General features: G+C 63.3%; 14 protein-coding genes and 1 pseudogene. 9 read left to right on the top strand and 6 right to left on the bottom strand.

Translation table 11 applies throughout. From position 1 onward, the window contains the following. Positions 1 to 182: pseudogene (locus tag NKJ67_RS29215) on the bottom strand (hypothetical protein); the annotation flags it as partial. Positions 183 to 315: 133 nt separating this feature from the next. Here NKJ67_RS29215 and NKJ67_RS29210 point away from each other — a divergent pair. Next, the gene (locus tag NKJ67_RS29210; protein WP_127319402.1) at positions 316 to 768 is read left to right on the top strand and encodes a GNAT family N-acetyltransferase; all 453 of its coding nucleotides are present in this window, start codon (positions 316 to 318) and stop codon (positions 766 to 768) included. 176 nt (positions 769 to 944) lie between these two features. Next, positions 945 to 2,144, top strand: a complete 1,200-nt coding sequence (locus tag NKJ67_RS29205) for an aminotransferase-like domain-containing protein (RefSeq protein WP_352584671.1) — start codon at positions 945 to 947, stop codon at positions 2,142 to 2,144. Here NKJ67_RS29205 and NKJ67_RS29200 read toward each other — a convergent pair. Further along, positions 2,121 to 2,423, bottom strand: a complete 303-nt coding sequence (locus tag NKJ67_RS29200) for a hypothetical protein (protein ID WP_352584662.1) — start codon at positions 2,421 to 2,423, stop codon at positions 2,121 to 2,123. The genes NKJ67_RS29205 and NKJ67_RS29200 overlap by 24 nt on opposite strands. A 322-nt stretch (positions 2,424 to 2,745) precedes the next feature. Between NKJ67_RS29200 and NKJ67_RS29195 the strand changes: the two genes are divergently transcribed. From NKJ67_RS29195 to NKJ67_RS29170, 6 genes are all read left to right on the top strand, one after another. Further along, positions 2,746 to 3,174 carry a VOC family protein gene (locus NKJ67_RS29195; protein WP_352584660.1) on the top strand — a complete coding sequence of 143 codons (429 nt, stop codon included), beginning with the start codon at positions 2,746 to 2,748 and terminating at the stop codon, positions 3,172 to 3,174. 184 nt (positions 3,175 to 3,358) lie between these two features. Further along, on the top strand, positions 3,359 to 3,874 hold the full coding sequence (locus NKJ67_RS29190) for a hypothetical protein (RefSeq protein ID WP_352584658.1): 516 nt from the start codon (positions 3,359 to 3,361) through the stop codon (positions 3,872 to 3,874). Positions 3,875 to 3,976: 102 nt separating this feature from the next. Then, positions 3,977 to 4,594 carry a cysteine peptidase family C39 domain-containing protein gene (locus tag NKJ67_RS29185; protein WP_352584656.1) on the top strand — a complete coding sequence of 206 codons (618 nt, stop codon included), beginning with the start codon at positions 3,977 to 3,979 and terminating at the stop codon, positions 4,592 to 4,594. Between the two features lie 24 nt (positions 4,595 to 4,618). After that, positions 4,619 to 5,686, top strand: a complete 1,068-nt coding sequence (locus tag NKJ67_RS29180) for a D-alanine--D-alanine ligase family protein (RefSeq protein ID WP_352584654.1) — start codon at positions 4,619 to 4,621, stop codon at positions 5,684 to 5,686. A gap of 128 nt (positions 5,687 to 5,814) precedes the next feature. Then, positions 5,815 to 7,800: an AI-2E family transporter gene (locus NKJ67_RS29175; protein ID WP_256746870.1), complete on the top strand. Its 1,986-nt coding sequence runs from the start codon at positions 5,815 to 5,817 to the stop codon at positions 7,798 to 7,800. Positions 7,801 to 7,947: 147 nt separating this feature from the next. Then, positions 7,948 to 8,595: a glutathione S-transferase family protein gene (locus NKJ67_RS29170; protein ID WP_127271145.1), complete on the top strand. Its 648-nt coding sequence runs from the start codon at positions 7,948 to 7,950 to the stop codon at positions 8,593 to 8,595. A gap of 101 nt (positions 8,596 to 8,696) precedes the next feature. On the opposite strand, the gene NKJ67_RS29165 is transcribed toward NKJ67_RS29170, so the two are convergent. The 3 genes from NKJ67_RS29165 to NKJ67_RS29155 all read right to left on the bottom strand — a co-directional run bounded on the left by NKJ67_RS29165 (position 8,697) and on the right by NKJ67_RS29155 (position 11,326). After that, entirely contained in the window at positions 8,697 to 9,698 is a 1,002-nt protein-coding gene (locus NKJ67_RS29165; protein ID WP_256746872.1) for an aldo/keto reductase, read from the bottom strand. A gap of 130 nt (positions 9,699 to 9,828) precedes the next feature. Continuing rightward, on the bottom strand, positions 9,829 to 10,023 hold the full coding sequence (locus tag NKJ67_RS29160; protein ID WP_256746873.1) for a hypothetical protein: 195 nt from the start codon (positions 10,021 to 10,023) through the stop codon (positions 9,829 to 9,831). Positions 10,024 to 10,441: 418 nt separating this feature from the next. Further along, positions 10,442 to 11,326: a LysR family transcriptional regulator gene (locus NKJ67_RS29155; protein ID WP_127331678.1), complete on the bottom strand. Its 885-nt coding sequence runs from the start codon at positions 11,324 to 11,326 to the stop codon at positions 10,442 to 10,444. A 103-nt stretch (positions 11,327 to 11,429) separates the two neighbouring features. On the opposite strand from NKJ67_RS29155, the gene NKJ67_RS29150 reads away from it, so the two are divergent. Further along, positions 11,430 to 12,299 (top strand): NmrA/HSCARG family protein, encoded by an 870-nt coding sequence (locus tag NKJ67_RS29150; RefSeq protein WP_352584651.1) that lies wholly within the window; start codon positions 11,430 to 11,432, stop codon positions 12,297 to 12,299. A 103-nt stretch (positions 12,300 to 12,402) separates the two neighbouring features. On the opposite strand, the gene NKJ67_RS29145 is transcribed toward NKJ67_RS29150, so the two are convergent. Next, positions 12,403 to 12,720 carry a hypothetical protein gene (locus NKJ67_RS29145; RefSeq protein WP_127269194.1) on the bottom strand — a complete coding sequence of 106 codons (318 nt, stop codon included), beginning with the start codon at positions 12,718 to 12,720 and terminating at the stop codon, positions 12,403 to 12,405. Positions 12,721 to 12,728: the final 8 nt, after the last annotated feature.

The raw sequence follows: 12,728 nt of genomic DNA, 5'->3' as shown, positions 1-12,728 counted from the left end.
CTCCTCGTCATTCTCAATGCAAAAGCACGCGATGCGCGCATGGAGTTCGCCAATGCAACTTGACACCACAGATAGTCGCTCATTGTCCTGCCGGACATTTCTCCCCGTATAGTGACGGGGAGAAAGGGGCCGGCCGCCACGTTGGCGCTTTTTCTGCGACGCTGGCGATTCGGCGAAATCATCTGACACAGCGTCCTTCTCCCCGTCACTATACGGGGAGAAGATGCCGGCAGGCAGATGAGGGGCGGCACCAGCGCCCGGTGGAGAGCGTATTCAAATCTTGCGGCCACCAGTGCCTCGCGATATCTCCGCACCATGATCACCTTCCGCCGTGCGCAAGCCTCCGACCTGCCTGATATCGTCGCCATGCTGGCCGACGATCCGCTTGGCGCCGGCCGCGAGGACGCTTCCATGCCGCTGGCGCAAGGCTACATCGACGCTTTCAACGCCATCGACGCCGATCCCAATCAGCTGCTGGCGGTGGCCGTCGACGGGGCCGAAGTGATCGGTACCTTGCAGATTTCTTTCCTTGCCGGGCTCTCGCGCAAGGGTGCCTGGCGCGGGCAGATCGAGGCGGTTCGGGTTGCCGGCCACAGGCGCTCGGACGGCATCGGCAGGCAGATGATCGAATGGGCGATCGACGCGTGCCGGGCGCGCGGCTGCAGCCTCGTCCAACTGACCACCGACAAGGGGCGGGCGGACGCGCACCGTTTCTACGAAAGCCTCGGCTTCACCGGCAGTCATCTCGGCTACAAGAAGAGCCTTTAGGCGGTCGGGAAACGCTGCAACACTTTTGTGGAACTGCTCGCGGCATTCGAGCATTGCGCCAGCGCTGGCGCATTCGGGAAATCGTTCAGGCACACTTCAATTCGCGGCGAAGAGGGGATATAGGTCAGCCAAGTTGACCTATATTGCAGCGTCTGGGGAGGCGTGTCGTGGCCCTTATGAATCTGTTGGCTTCGCGCTCGTCGCGCATGAAAGCGTCCGAAATCCGCGAGCTCCTGAAGCTGCTCGACCAGCCGGGCATCATCTCGTTCGCCGGCGGTATTCCCGATCCGGCGTTGTTCCCGGCCGAGGCGATCCGTGACGCCTATGCTTCGGTGCTGGGCGGCGCCGAGGCGGGTGCGGCGCTGCAGTACCAGGTCTCGGAAGGCTACCTGCCGTTGCGGCGCTGGCTCGCCGGGCAGATGGGCAAGCTCGGCGTCGCCTGTGACGAGGCCAATATCTTCATCACCTCCGGCTCGCAGCAGGCGCTGGACTATCTCGGCAAACTGTTCCTGTCGCCGGGCGATACCGCGCTGGTGACGTGGCCGACTTATCTCGGCGCGCTGCAGGCTTTCAACGCCTATGAGCCTCGCTACGACCGGCTGACCCCGGCCGGCGGCAACATGACGCCCGATGCCTATCGCGCGGCAGCGGCAGCAAATGGCGGCAAGGCCAAATTCGCCTATCTGGTGCCGGATTTCGCCAACCCGACCGGCAACACGCTGAACCGTGAGCAGCGCGAAGCGGTGCTCGACCTTGCCGGCGAACTCGACATCGCCGTCATCGAGGATGCCGCCTATCGCGCGCTGCGCTATGACGGCGACGGCGTGCCGCCGATCCTGGCGCTCGACTGCATCAGGTCCGGCGGCATCGACAAGGCGCGCACGCTCTATTGCGGCTCGTTCTCGAAGATACTGTCGCCGGGCATGCGCATCGGCTGGGTTTGCGCCCCGCGCCACATCGTCGAGAAACTGGTGCTGATGAAGCAGGCCTCGGACCTGCACAGCCCGTCGATCAACCAGGTGGTGATGCATCGTGTCGCCGAAGCCGTCTTCGACGGCCAGGTGGAAAAACTTATCGGCGCCTATAGCGAGCGCCGCGACGGGCTGCTCTCGGCACTGGAATCCAATATGCCGGAAGGCGTGACCTGGAGCCGCCCGGAAGGCGGCATGTTCGTCTGGGTAACGTTGCCGGAAGGGGCCGACGCCACCGAGCTTCTGGCGCGGTCGGTGAAAGAAGCGCGGGTGGCCTTCGTGCCGGGCAGCGCCTTTTATGCCGACGGCACCGGGCGCAACACGCTGCGGCTGTCCTTCACGCTCGCCGACCGGCGCGCGGTGAGCGAAGGCATTCCAAGGCTAGCCGCCATCCTGAAGGGATAGGCCGGCGCCGGAGGCCGGCTTTTCCTCCGCCATTACAGTCACCATCCGCTCAAGCTTTGAAAGCCTGGTGCGAGAGAGCTTGCGGACCGGCTTTTCGAAACCTTCTTCGCCGCTTTCGACGACGAAGACCAACGTCATGAAATCGAGCATGAACTCATCTAAGGCTGCCGAGACCTCGCGCGACCTGCCCTTGAACCGGCGCAGCAGAGCGGTTGCTTCCTCGATATCCTCGACACCGGCGCTGTCGACCAGCGCTTCGAGCCTCTGAAAACTATCCAATAGCAATTCCTCCCACCGGGGCACCCAACCCGGTTGTGAGCGGAAAGTTCCAAACTGTGAGTGCTCTCGCGAAGAAATCGCCTCAACCGCTTCCGCGGTTTCGACGGGCCATCGGCAATTTTTTGTTCGGGTGGAACCCCCGCGGCCAACAAAGGTTCTTACCAGGTCTGATCCCCCCTCAGACCCCTGAAGGCTAGACATGCTTTCCAAAGGCCCGCCGGATCCCCTCCCGGCGGGCTTTTTGTTTGCTGGATAGAACAAGTATCCGCATTGACGACGCCCTGTCCGAACCTAAATTCGAACCTCACGAGGAGGCATCTTTATGGAAACCCAGGAATTGCATCGCGGCCGGCTCATTGACCACATCCAACTGGTGGTCAGGGATCTCGCGGCCAGCCGGCGTTTCTACGAGGCGGTCCTGCAGGCGCTCGATGTTCCGATCGGTGGGAGCGGCGACGATTTTTTCTGGGCCGACGAGCTGTTTGTCTCCACTGCCGACAGCCGGGCCGCACAGGGAAAACTCACCGGTCGCCATCACCTGGCTTTCCAGGCAAGGGACCACGCCATGGTCGACGCCTTCTACAAGGCCGGGCTGGCGGCCGGCGGCACGGACAATGGCGCGCCGGGCGAACGGCCCTATCACCCCGGCTATTACGCCGCCTTCCTGCTCGATCCCGACGGCAACAACATCGAGGCCGTCCATCACGGTCCGCATAGTCGCAGCGCCGCTTCGGTGAAGATCACCTTCTAAGCTGCCGATATCAGCCGCCGGGATCGCGGGCGCACGGGCGATGCCGGAGAGAAGCTGCCTTGCGTTGCCAGATTGGTGGCCCCGATGCTAACCGTGCAAATGGCGGGCGGGAATCGGTATCGAAGCAACGCGCGCTGCAAATCCTCAATAAAACTCCCCTTACCCCCTTGGAGATACATTTTTTATGCAAAACCCAACAAGGGCGATCTGTGCCGCCACGCTTTTATTTGCGATCGGGGCCGTGGATCTCACAAGTATATCACCTTTTGCTTATGTTTCATCGGCGCAGGCGCAGGAGGAATATCTTCCGACCCAGAAGGATTTTGTCGGCAAATGGAAACTGAACGGTGGGGCCATCCGGCCGCCGCGCGATATGAAGGATGCGCCGACACCGGAACAGGAAGCGGCCGCCAATGAATTCCAGCAGACGGTAACCGCGTTTTACGGCGCGTTCGACTATCTGGAGATCACGGCGGACGGCCGCTACAATTTTCACCAGCCGGGTGATCCGACGTCGGGGCCTTGCGTCTGGTGCGGAACCTGGTCCTTCAGCAACAGTTCGGCGTGGCTCAAGCTGGAGACGGCGCCCAGGCTGGATATCTACGCCAAGGACGGCGACCTGCAGATGACCTACACTGTCGAACCCGACGAAAAGTCGAAATATGCATGGCTGGTTTTCGGTTGGACGAAGGCCGAGTAGGCGGCGGCGCACGGCTCGCCACACCTAAACGGGCCCAAGCGGCTTTTCATCCATCTCGTATCCTCGTATACGAGATGGAGCCAGCCGCCCGAGGAAGTCCGCATGAGCTCGTTGCCTGAAACCGTGCCGTTTTTCAGCCAGTGGGAAACGCCCGACCTGACGCTGGACGTGCTCGCCGACGGCGCGGATGTCGCGCTGAGGCGCGATCCGCTGTGGCGGGGGTCGGGCGCGGAAACCCTCGATGAATATGCGGTCTGGGCGGCCAACATCTGCGGCATGGCGTGCCTGAAGATGATCCTGGCAAGCCGCGGCGAGATCGTGCCGACGATCGAGCTTGCCAGGCGCTGCACCTTATATGGCGGCTATGTCGTCAACGGGGGATCGATCAAGGGGCTGATCTACGCGCCCTTCGTCAGCTTCGTGAAAGAGGTTTTTGGACTCCGGGCCGAGGTGGTGACCAATGTCGCGACGGCCGAGATTCCGGCGATCATGCAGCGGACGCGCTTCTTCATCGCGTCGGTCAGCAGTTCGATCCGCTGGCCCGAGCGCGAGCCGCCCTCGAAGGGCGGTCATCTGGTGCTGGTCACGGCGGCATCCAATCAGGGTTTCCGCTTCCACAACCCGTCCGGCCATGACCCCGCCACACAGGCAGACGCAGTGTTGGCGCCGGCCGATTTCGACCGCTTCTTCGCCAATCGCGGCATTGCCGTCGCCATTTGATTTTTTGACAGTCGAGGGATTTCGATGACCGGTAAGACAAGAGTGGCCATCCTCTATGGCGGGCGTTCGGCCGAGCATGACGTGTCGCGCCTTTCGGCCGCCAATGTGCTGAAGGCGATCGACCGGACGCGCTACGACATCGTGCCGATCGCCATTACCAAAAGCGGCAGATGGCTGCTGCAACAACTTGATGACGCGGCAGGGGCGCCGGCATCCGAAGATGGTGCCGAGGTCGCGCTGCTGCCCGGCGGCAAGGGCCGGCTGGTCGCCGTGTCGCGGGATGGTACGCAGCCTGACCTGCCCCCCATCGACGTCGTGTTCCCGGTGCTGCACGGGCCGTTCGGCGAGGACGGCTCGGTGCAGGGCTATGCCGAGGTCGCCGATGTAGCCTATGTCGGCTGCGGCATCCTCGCGTCGGCCGCGGCCATGGACAAGGATGTCGCCAAGCGGCTGATGCGCGAGGCGGGATTGGCGGTTGCCCGCTCCGTCACCGTGCATCGAAACGGCAAGCATTCCTTCCAGGAGATTGCCGGGGCGCTCGGCCTGCCGTTCTTCGCCAAGCCGGCGCGCCAGGGCTCGTCCTTCGGGGTCAGCAAGGTGAATGACAGGGATGGCTTCGAGCAGGCCATCGACACGGCTTTCCGCTACGACGGCAAAGTGTTGATCGAGGAGTTCGTCGAGGGCCGCGAGATCGAGTTCTCGGTGCTGGAGCGCGCCGACGGGTCGCTGACGGTGTCGCTGCCCGGCGAGATCATTCCGGCCGGCAAGCACGGCTTCTACACCTATGAGGCCAAATATCTCGATGCCGACGGCGCGCTGGTCAAGGTGCCCGCCGATGTCCCGGGCACTGTGGCCGACAAAGCGAGGGAGATGGCCCGGCAGGCTTTTCAGGCGCTCGGCTGCGAAGCCATGGCGCGCGTCGATTTCTTCCTGCGCGCCGATGGCAGCCTGCTCGTCAACGAGGTCAACACCATTCCCGGATTCACCGACATCTCGATGTACGCCAAGGCGTTGGCCGCCTCAGGCATCGGCTACAGCCAGACCATCGACGTGCTGATCGAGCACGCGCTGGCCAGGCATGCGGCGCGCTGATCCGATCGGTCGAGAGCGGCCGATGCGGCCCGGATCATTGCCTGTGAGCGAGGCGTATTTCATCGTTGGCTAAAGTTGCACGTCCGCTCTATATGCCCGATCATGGCATTTGGCAGGGGAGGCATCACGTGGCCAATCGTCGAAACGGCACGGCGTCTCCGGCTGACGGGCTAGGGGACGCACTTTCAGCAGCCGCGCCCCATCCGCGAACCTCTTTGCCCAATGTGGCGGCCATCGTCACGACGGTGGCCGCACTGTATTTCGGGCGCGAGGTTTTCCTGCCGATCGCGATCGCGCTGCTGCTGACCTTCGCACTGGCGCCGCTTGTCTCAGCTCTTAAAAAAATCGGCATTCCCCGGATTGCCGCCGTCATTGCCAGCGTGCTCGGCGCTTTCGCGGCGCTTGGCCTGTTCTCCTTCATCGTCGCCACGCAGGTCAGCGAACTGGCGCAGAACATCCCGGTCTACCAGACCAACATCCTGACCAAGATCCGCTCGCTCAAGGAAACCGGGGTCGGGGGCGGGATCCTTGCCAGACTGAGCAAGGTGGTCGAACGGGTCGGCCAGGAGATCGACAGGCAGGACCCCTCGCTGCCGGCTGCCACCCCGGAAAAGCCGCCGCGCGAGCCGGTGCCGGTCGAGATCGTCGCGCGCGAAAGGCCGCTCCAGGTCCTGCAGAATATCGTCGGGCCGCTGATCAGCCCGCTTGGGTCGGCCGGACTGATCATCGTCGTCGTCATCTTCATGCTGCTCGAGCGGGAGGATCTGCGCGACCGCTTTATCCGGCTTGTCGGCTACGGCGACCTCCACCGCACCACCGAGGCGCTTCAGGATGCCGCCAAGCGGGTGGGCCGCTATCTCTTGATGCAATTGGTCGTCAACATCGTCTACGCCGTACCGATCGCGATCGGGCTCTGGGCCCTCGGTATTCCCAATGCGCTGCTGTGGGGGCTGCTGGCGCTGGCGCTGCGTTTCGTTCCCTATATCGGCCCGATCATCGGCATGCTTTTGCCGCTGTTCCTGGCGCTGGCCGTTGCGCCGGGCTGGTCGCTCGTGCTGTGGACCGCCGCCCTGTTCGTAGTGATGGAGCTGATCACCGGCAATATCATCGAACCCTGGCTCTACGGTTCGCGGACAGGACTGTCGCCGCTGGCGATCATCGTCGCGGCGATTTTCTGGACGTGGCTCTGGGGGCCGCTCGGGCTGATCCTGTCGACACCGCTCACCGTCTGCCTGGTGGTGCTGGGCAGGCACGTGCCGCAGTTTGAATTCCTCGACGTGCTGTTCGGCAACGAGCCCGTGCTCGAACCCCATGCGCGCCTGTACCAGCGGCTTCTGGCCGGCGATCCGGAAGAAGCCACCGACCATGCCGAGGAGATGCTGGAGGAGAAATATCTGGTCGAATTCTACGACAAGGTTGCCATTCCGGCGCTTTTGCTGGGCGAACAAGACCGTGTGCGCGGCGTCATGGGCGATTTGCAAAGGCGGCAGGTCGCGGCCAGTGCCCTGGTGCTGGTGGCCAATCTCGACGACAGCGCGCAGGAGGAGGCAGGCGAGGAGGAGGCGCCGCCCGTGGCCGCAGAGGCGAGCGACGATGGCGATCCCAGCGGGGAAGACGAGACCGACCTGCCCGATGGAACGGATATGTCCGTGCTTTGCGCCGGTGGGCGTGGCGAGCTCGACGACGCCGCCGCCGCGATGCTGGCGCAGGTGCTGGAGGTCCAGGGCGCGACCGTATCGAAAGCCGGCTTTGCCGATATGGAGCCCGCCAGCATTCGCCGCCTTGAGCTCGAAACCGTCGACACTGTCGTGGTCGGATTCCTGAACCGGGATTCCGTCAAGCACGCCCGTTTTCTGGTTCGCCGGCTGAAGCGTGCCAAGGCCGCACTTCGGGTGGGAATCGTGTTCTGGTCGGAGGCCGGCAGCGAGGACAAGGAGACGGCCGACAAACTGGCCCGTGACTTGAACGCGGATTTCGTGGCGCATGGCATGGTCGACGCCGTGCTGGGCGCGCTGTCAAACGAGCCGCCGGTCGCTCTCAAGCTCGTCGCCAAACGGCGCATGCGGCGACAGCGGGCCGCGTCCAAGAAGGTTACGGCGGCAGCGGCGGATTAGGCCCTGCCTTTGCCTTTTTCGGCAATGTCGGGGTCGACAAGCCAGGCACGAATTGCGGAAAATAGTTCACACCGATGTCGATTTCCGGGAGGCCCATTCGTCTTCACGATAGGGAGCCGAAGAATTCGCCCAATCAGGAACGATGCGATGACAATCACCATCACGGCATTTGAGCGATCGCCCGATCGCGGCAAGGGACTGGCGCGCGATACGCGCGTTCGCTGGGCGCTCGAAGAGGTAGGGCTGCCTTATGAGGTTCGGTTTGTTTCCTTCGCGCAGATGAAGGCGCCGGACCATCTGGCCCTCCATCCCTTCGGCCAGATCCCCACCTACGAGGAGGGTTCTCTCTCACTGTTCGAGACCGGCTCGATCATCCTTCACCTTGCCGAGCAGCACGCGGGCCTGCTGCCCGGCGATCGCGATGCCCGCGCGCGTGCGATCACGTGGATGTTTGCCGCACTTAACACAGTCGAGCCGCCGATCCTCGAATTAACGACGGCAAAGATATTCGAAGCTGACAAGCCCTGGAGCGAGGAGCGTTTGCCATTGGTGAAGGATCGTGTTCGCGCCTGTCTCGACAGGCTCTCGGCTCGTCTGGACGCCGCCGAGTGGCTCGACGATGCATTCAGCGCGGGCGATCTGTTGATGGTATCGGTGCTGCTGCGACTAAGAATGTCGGGCATTTTGGACGAATATCAAAACCTTGCTGCATATGTAGCGCGCGGTGAAGCTCGGCCTGCTTACATCAGGGCTTTCGCTGCGCAATTTGCGATCAACGCTCCACCGGCCAGCTGAAACATTGGCTGATAAAGCCGAGCCGACAGCCGATTTGACATCAGCTGCCGCCGAAGAGTTGAGCGAGAGCATTGCCCTCAGAGCGAGACGGGCGGCGCCCCCTACCGGTCGACCATCGCCATGCCCCGCTCGGTGTAGCGCGGGCCGGAGACTTTTCCCGGCGCAAGCGCTTCGTCGAGCGCGGCCATCTCGGCGGCATCGAGTTTGATTGTGGCGGCGGCGACGTTCTCTCCCAAGTATTTTGTGCGCTTGGTGCCGGGGATCGGCACGATGTCGATGCCAAAGCCGTCGCCCTTCGCCAGCAGCCATGCCAGCGCGACCTGGCCGGGCTTGACACCGCGGGCAGCGGCGATGTCGCGCACCTTGGCGGCTGCCTCGACATTGGCGTCGTAGTTTTCGCCCTGGTAGCGCGGGTCGTTGCGGCGATAATCGCCGTCGGGATAGTCTTCCGCGCGCTTGACCTGGCCGGTGAGAAAACCTCGGCCGAGCGGCGAGAACGGCACCAGGCCGATGCCGAGTTCGCCAAGCAGCGGGATGATCTCCGGCTCCAGATTGCGCTCCCACAGCGAATACTCGCTCTGCACCGCCGACACCGGGTGCGCGGTATGCGCCCGGCGGATGTTGGCCGCGCCGGCCTCCGACAGGCCGAAGAAGCGCACCTTGCCTTGCGCGACGAGTTTGCCGACGGCGCCCGCGACATCCTCCATCGGCACCGCCGGGTCGACGCGGTGCTGGTAGAGCAGGTCGATACGGTCGGTTCCGAGGCGGCCGAGGGAGGCTTCCACGACCTCGCGAATGTGCTCGGGCCGGCTATCGGTGCCGACCTGCTTGCCGTTTTCGATGCGGAAGCCGAATTTGGTGGCGATCGTCACCTGGCCGCGCTTGCCCTTCAACGCCCGGCCGAGCAATGCCTCGTTGGTATACGGGCCATAGACCTCGGCGGTGTCGAGGAAGGTGCAGCCGAGTTCGATGGCGCGGTGCAGCGTGGCGATGGATTCGGCCTCGTCGGCCGGCCCGTAGGACTGGCTCATGCCCATGCAGCCGAGGCCGATGGCCGAGACCTGCAGCCCCTGGCTGCCGAGCTTGCGTGTTTTCAGGGTCATGGCAGGCGTTCTCCGGGAAGGGTCCAGGAATTATAGCAGCCGATCGCTCAATTCCCACAGGGTGTTCGGCCGCATGCCGATGGCTTGAAGACGACGCGGCCGCCCCATGGCTGCTCACCATGCGGCGGCGCTATTCTTCGACGGCCAGGATCACTCCGGCAATCGCGGCGCCGACAAAAGCGCCCACGGATGCGCCGACAAGGGGATCGGCCATGATATGGTTGCCGACCACTTCGCCGACACCGCCTCCAACCAATGTGCCGGCAATTATACCGATGAAAAGGCGGAGAAGTGGATCCGTAGTCAGGCGATTCAGCATCATCATGGCCTTTGCAGCTCGCTCACATGTTGGAGGCGACATCGCGGGTGGACGGAGGCTTGGGCCTATGAGCGGCACGCTGGTTTGACGCCTGCGGCGCAACGCTGGGCGTGGCTTTGGCATTCCCAGCGGTGTTGGACGCTTGCGCCTTGCGGCGCCTGAGCCAGTTGGATGACAGTTCGGCAAGGAGACTGCGCAGAGCCTTCACCACGTCCTCCTGAGTGCGGCGAGGCCAAAACCTCTATGCACCCAGTTTGTTCCACACCGAAAACAATCGTTCGCGAAACGGCGCCTGCCGGTGCGATCGGCCTGTTTGCCGGGTTCTGTCGACGAGTGGATCGGAGGTTGCGGCATGTTCTGCCAAGCAGGCTGGCAGGTGACGTGACGCTGCCCAGGCTCCCAGTGCGCTGAAAGCGGCCGGGCATCACCTGCCGATATAGGCGGCCAGTTCGTCCGGCGTCCCGTTCGGGAAGGCCTGTTTCAGAAAGTCCAGGAAAGCCGACACGCGCGGGCTGAGCAGCCGCCGAGACGGGTAGAGCGTCCACAGAGCGATCTCAGGGCCGTCAATGTCTCCCCAATTCACCAGTGTGCCGTCAGCCAAATCGTGGGCCACCAACGAAATGGGAAGACGTGCTGCCCCGACCCCCGCTCGCACCGCATCGCGCACCATAATGAGCGTTCCCAAAGCGAGGACCGGCTCGATTTTTATCGCCGACCGGCCAGCCTCTGTCTTCACGTGCCATATTTGCCGTTCGCCTGTCCCGCGCGCAACGCCAGGGGCCGGACCACCGGTGCGAGGAAGTTGAGGGCTCGCCACGACGACCAGCCGGTCGCGGAGAAACGCCCGTCCGACCAAGCTTTCGTCGGGATCCGGGTTGACCCGGATCACCAGGTCGTAGCCTTCCTCGATCATGTCCACAGCCCGGTCCTCCGTCGTGACCTCCAGCCTCACCTCCGGAAATTTGAGGGTAAATCCCGCGGCGATCCTCCCCATCGCGGTCTGAGAAAAAAGCAGGGGCGCGCTGATACGCAATCTGCCCTTGGGCTTCCGACCGCCCGAGGCGATCTCCGCAGCCGTCTCGTCCAGTTCGGCAAGCAATACCCCCGTCCGCTCGAAGAGCGCCCGTCCTTCTTCGGTCAGCTTCAGGTTGCGCGCGCCCCGTTCAAACAGGCGCAGGTCAAGGCTGCCCTCCAAGTCTCCAACCCGCCGCGACAAGGTTGCCTTGGGCCGGCCGGTGGCCCTTGCCGCTTTGCCGAAACCGCCATGGCGGGCAACGAGGTTGAAATCGGTGAGGGCCAGAAGATCCATGAGTGTTCCACCAGTGAGACGGCGCGTCTAAAATTTCGGCCTGTTTGACTGTTTGTGAGCCACACATATTGGGCCTGTCAAGCAACCCAACAGGAGAAATTCCATGACCATCCTCGTTACCGGCGCCACAGGCAATGTTGGCCGCCAAGTCGTCGAACACCTCGTCAAGCGCGGCGCCGACGTCCGTGCTCTCGTCCGCGATCCGTCGAAAGCCAGCTTTCCGGCAGGCGTATCGGTCGCGCAAGGCGATTTTCTCGATGTCGATTCACTGCGCAAAGCCATGTCCGGCGTTTCCACCCTGTTCCTCTTGAACGCCGTGGTGCCGGACGAATTCACCCAGGCTTTGGTCGCGCTGAACGTCGCCCGATCGGCGGGCATCGAGCGGATCGTCTATCTCTCGGTGATCCATGCGGACGTCTATGTGAACGTGCCGCATTTCGCCGGCAAATTCGGCGTCGAGCGAATGATCGAGCAGATGGGCTTCCAGGCCACGATCCTGCGCCCGGCCTATTTCATCCAGAACGACCTGATGATCGAAGACGTCATCACCGGCTACGGCACCTACACAATGCCGGTCGGCGCCAAGGGGCTCGCCATGGTTGACGTGCGTGATATCGCCGAGATCGCCGCTCTCGAGCTGCTGCGCCGCGAACGGTCCGCGGAGCCGCTTGCGCTCGAGCGGATCAACCTCGTCGGTCCGCAGACACTGACCGGGACGGATATCGCCGCCATCTGGTCCGACGTGCTCGCCCGCCCGATCAGCTACGGCGGCGACAACACCGAAGGTTTCGAGCAGAATCTCAAGCAGTTCCTGCCTGCCTGGATGGCGTACGATATGCGCTTGATGGGCGAGCGGTTCCTGACCGACGGAATGCTGCCCGAGGCCGGCGACGTCGAGCGCCTGACCGCGCTTCTGGGCCGCCCGCTGCGCCCCTATCGCGACTTCGCCTCACAAATCGCCGGCTCCGCCTGACGGAACGGCTTCGGTCATCACCAAGTACGGAAACAGCAGGGCGGCCTTTTGAGGAGGCCGCCCTGACTGGCATGGGACAAATGCGCGTTCAGCCGGAATTGCCTTACTGCAGGGTGGCCTCACCAGGTCTGTCGAGTTGGGCGTTGACGCGCTCACCATCGTCGCCACCGAGGCCATCCACGAACAGACCAGCTACGCCGTCGAAATTGGTGAGCCCGTCGAATTCAATTGCCGCGCCAATCAGCTGGGCTGCCTGGAAGACAAGGTATTCGACGTCCTCGAGGGCGACGTTTTCGGCCAGATTCCTGACCCTTACATGCTCCGCCACCGCCGTGATGCTGACGATGCCGGTCTTCCTGAAGGCGACCTGGACTGCTGAACGGACGTCATCGCGCAGTCGCGCCGAGTAATCATACCGCATCGAAACCT

Origin of the sequence: Mesorhizobium sp. M0088 (assembly GCF_040322895.1) — a bacterium.
Lineage (GTDB): Bacteria > Pseudomonadota > Alphaproteobacteria > Rhizobiales > Rhizobiaceae > Mesorhizobium.
Note: the sequence above shows the minus strand (reverse complement) of the source record. Positions and strands in the feature narration are given on the sequence as shown.